This is a genomic window from Streptomyces sp. NPDC037389 (assembly GCF_040636475.1).
Lineage (GTDB): Bacteria > Actinomycetota > Actinomycetes > Streptomycetales > Streptomycetaceae > Streptomyces > Streptomyces hesseae.
Genome location: NZ_JBEZUS010000037.1, coordinates 1 through 3,439 on the forward strand (window position 1 = coordinate 1; position 3,439 = coordinate 3,439).

Consider the following 3,439-nt stretch of genomic DNA (forward strand, 5'->3'; position numbering starts at 1 on the left):
ACTGGACGCGCTCTACGGCGACTTGATGGACGCCCACGTGGCCGTCGCCGGGGCCAATCCCATCTACCGCGCCTGGCTGGACCACGTCTCAAGACGCTGAGGACAGTGGGCTACAGGTCCTGGACGGCGCGCAGAGCGGCGTCCAGGACCTGGCCACGGGTGTGGTGAGTATCGGTTCCGGCAGCGCCCTCGCCCGAGTCAGGTGGCGCGCAGCACCCTCCCCCAGCGCTGGACTGCCCTGGCATCGCAGTACTCGCACAGCGGAGAGCGGGCCCCGGAACCGTACTTGTGGGTAGGCCGGCGGCACGTGGAGCACGGGCCGATCTGGTCGCCGGGACACGTGCGCGCTGAGGTGTCCGGCTCGCTAGTGGGCGGTACAGGGGCAGTCATCGGGTTTCCTCGCCAGTTCCCACGGCCACGAGTAGCCGCTTCGAACGAAGAGTAGAACGACAGCGACGTTGCCCTGGCAGGTCGGCTTCCCGGGCCGCCGCCCGTAGGTCCGTAACGATGCCCTACAGCGTCACCCAACCTCTGGTTTGCTGCCTGGCGGGCAAACCATAAAATAGAACACGTGAACGAAACAGGTCCGACGCGTCTAGCAGTGCTCCGCTTCCTTGAGCGCGTGCAGCTGCGCGACCTGGCCCGCACCCGCCGGTGGATCGCCGACGAGGAACGCCTCGCCGCCGAAGAGCAACGAGGTATTGAGGCGCGGCCGACCCCGCCCGACTGGCTCCTGGAACAGGGCTTGAACGGACACAGCCCGCCGGTCTACGTCCACACCGGCGACTGCTGGAACACGGGCAAGAACAGCAAAGGCATCGACCAGGACCAGGCCCGCCGCGCCCTCGCGGACGGCATCAAGGCCTGCTCGCACTGCCGGCCGGACACCGCACTCCACATGCTCGACTAGACGACGATGTGGTGCCGGAACAGGAAGGTGAAATACACCGGAAGTCCGTCACGGTCCGCCATCACCGCATGGTTCACGGGCTCCCAGCCCTGCGCGCTCCATTTGACCAGCATGTTGTTGACCTGCTCATCCCACCCAGACGCATTGGCGGTGAGCGTCGCGAACCGGTACTCCCACTGACCGCTCATGCACGTACGCTGCCCCTCTTCGGCAGGCCCCACTCGTTGTGGAGCAGCCAGGAAGCGGGCCAGGAGCCGAAGGCTGGAGGCAACCGGCCCTGTTGCCCTAGAGACGCTTTAGGCACGTGGCCGGCACCTGACCGCCCTGGACGATGCGCCACACGTGTCCTCCACGACCGCACTTGTGGTACGCCGGACCGCTCTGTGTGCGGGCGATCGCCTCTACGCACGAGCGCACCACATCCCCGCGGTGGAGGTAGCGCACGACCGGGGAGTCGGGCGCTGCGACTGGTGCGCTACCTGCTGGCATCCGGACCGCGACTGTCTTGCCGGTGACCTTCCATGTGGTGGCGCATGCCTTGGCAGGCGCCGTAGACGCCGAGCCAGGTACAGCGGCATTAGCTGTAGGAGCAAGCAGGGCGGTAGCGGCAAACGTGGCTGCCGAAGCGGCGGCGATCATGAGGCGTGTCACGCCGTGACAACTACTGCCGTCCGGGGCGGTCACGGCTGCTGCTTGGTGATCACCCGCCCGGGGACGGGGCTGACCTGGCAGGCGGTGACGAAATGGACCTCAGCGTCAACATGACCTAGTAATGTTCGGCCGCATGAGCATCCCAAGTCCCCGAGGGGAGCGGGAGAAGCTAATCACGGCTCTCACTCCCCAGTTGCGCAGGCACCTGAAGATTCGCGCATTCGAGCACGGCATGGACATCCAAGATGCCGCTGAGCACGCCATCAAGGCTTGGTACACGGCGGACAACCTCCCCGACGTGGACACTGCCGGAGCGAAGACTTGGGGGACCTTCCTCCCAGTTGGTGAACCGGACACGTTCAAGAACGCGTGCAACCAGCGCGGCGTCACCTACGTCCAGGGGCTCGCCCAGGCGTTGACGCTCTGGCTGGAGGCACATCCCTCTCCCACAACGCCGCTCACCGAGCAGCCGGTCATCCGCGTCATAGTGGCCAATCAGAAGGGCGGCGTCGGCAAGACGTTCATCTCCAGCGGCATGGCTCAGGCACTCGCGGAAGCTGGCCACCGAGTGCTGATCGTCGACTACGACCCCCAGGGGCATCTCACTGCAGAGCTCGGCTTCGAGGACCTCATGTACGAGGACGATGTCGAGACGCTGCTGATGCACATGGACGGAACCGCCAAGGGCGATATCCACGACCTGCTGGTCGCCCTAGACCACGAACGCTTCGGCGAACGTCTGCACTTGCTCCCAGCGAGCGACGATGCGTTCCTCCGGGACGTAGCGCTGTCCAAGGTGTCGTTCAGTGAGGCCGCTCTGGAACGCGCGCTGGAACCGCTGGAGAACGACTACGACATCATCATCATCGACGGCCCGCCGAGCCTCGGCCTGAACATGGATACCGCGCTCTACTACGTGCGGCGCCGCGACGGTGAACTGTCTGACCGATCGGGAGTCATCACGCCAGTGTGGGCCAACAAGGCGTCCCATCGGGCGTTCCGGCTGCTCCGTTCGCAGATGGACGATCTGTGTCGCAAGGGCCGCATCACCGTCGACTACCTCGGGCTGGTCATCAACGCCTACGACAGCCGGCGTGGCCGGTTGGTCAAGGAGAACCGGGATCAGTGGGAGCGCAGCAGCTCGCCGGCGGTTCTGGCGGTCATCGGGGATCTGAAGGAGGGACGCGAGGCCGCAGACGGAGAGATCCCGCTGCTGGAGTACGCGCCCGATAGCGAGCATGCGCAGGCGATGCGCGACCTGGCAAAGGAACTGGCGGTATGAGGGAGACCAAGCCCAAAAACCAGGAGCGTGTGACGCGCGGGTTCACCCTGGATGAAGACGGCCAGGGCGGCAAGCAGGTAGCGCCCCGGAGGGTACGAACGCGTCAGCAGATCATGAACGGGGAGGGCAAACGCCCGCCAGCGTCGGTGCCGTTGGCGGAGCTGGCGCACAATCCCTTCAACCCCCGCGATGAGTACACCGACATTGAGGAGACCGCGCAGTCGCTGCGTACCCGGGGACAGATCCAGCCGGTCACCGTGGCTCGGCGCGCAGCTTTCCTGCGTGCGCACCCAGACCAGGAGGAACTGGTCGGTGCAGCCGAGTACGTGGTCATCGACGGGAACCGTCGGCTCAAGGCCGCCTCCGCGGCCGGTCTGTCTGAGCTGCGGATCGACGTCAATGACGATCTGGCCGCTTCCGCTGCCGACATTCTGGAGTCGGCGCTGATCGCCAACGTGCACCGCGTGGACGTGCCTCCCTTGGACCAAGCCAAGGCCATCCAGCAACTCGTCGGCGTTCATGGGTCGCAAGGAAAGGTCGCCAAGCGGCTGGGGAAGACACCAGCCTGGGTCTCGCAGCGGCTGGCGCTGCTGGAG

General features: G+C 65.9%; 4 protein-coding genes. 3 read left to right on the top strand and 1 reads right to left on the bottom strand.

Annotation, left to right across the window (positions count from 1 at the left end):
• Nucleotides 1-571: 571 nt before the first annotated feature.
• Nucleotides 572-910: a DUF6233 domain-containing protein gene (locus AB0E98_RS33435; RefSeq protein WP_361710238.1), complete on the top strand. Its 339-nt coding sequence runs from the start codon at nucleotides 572-574 to the stop codon at nucleotides 908-910.
• Here the strand turns inward: AB0E98_RS33435 and AB0E98_RS33440 are convergent.
• Complete coding sequence (locus AB0E98_RS33440) at nucleotides 907-1,098, bottom strand: hypothetical protein (protein WP_359516119.1); 192 nt, start codon at nucleotides 1,096-1,098, stop codon at nucleotides 907-909. The two genes, AB0E98_RS33435 and AB0E98_RS33440, sit on opposite strands and share 4 nt — an antisense overlap.
• Nucleotides 1,099-1,694: 596 nt before the next feature.
• On the opposite strand from AB0E98_RS33440, the gene AB0E98_RS33445 reads away from it, so the two are divergent.
• Nucleotides 1,695-2,843 carry a ParA family protein gene (locus AB0E98_RS33445; RefSeq protein ID WP_359516122.1) on the top strand — a complete coding sequence of 383 codons (1,149 nt, stop codon included), beginning with the start codon at nucleotides 1,695-1,697 and terminating at the stop codon, nucleotides 2,841-2,843.
• Nucleotides 2,840-3,439, top strand: a 600-nt coding sequence (locus AB0E98_RS33450) for a ParB/RepB/Spo0J family partition protein (RefSeq protein ID WP_361710241.1), incomplete at its 3' end; no start/stop codon positions are given. The genes AB0E98_RS33445 and AB0E98_RS33450, both read left to right, overlap by 4 nt.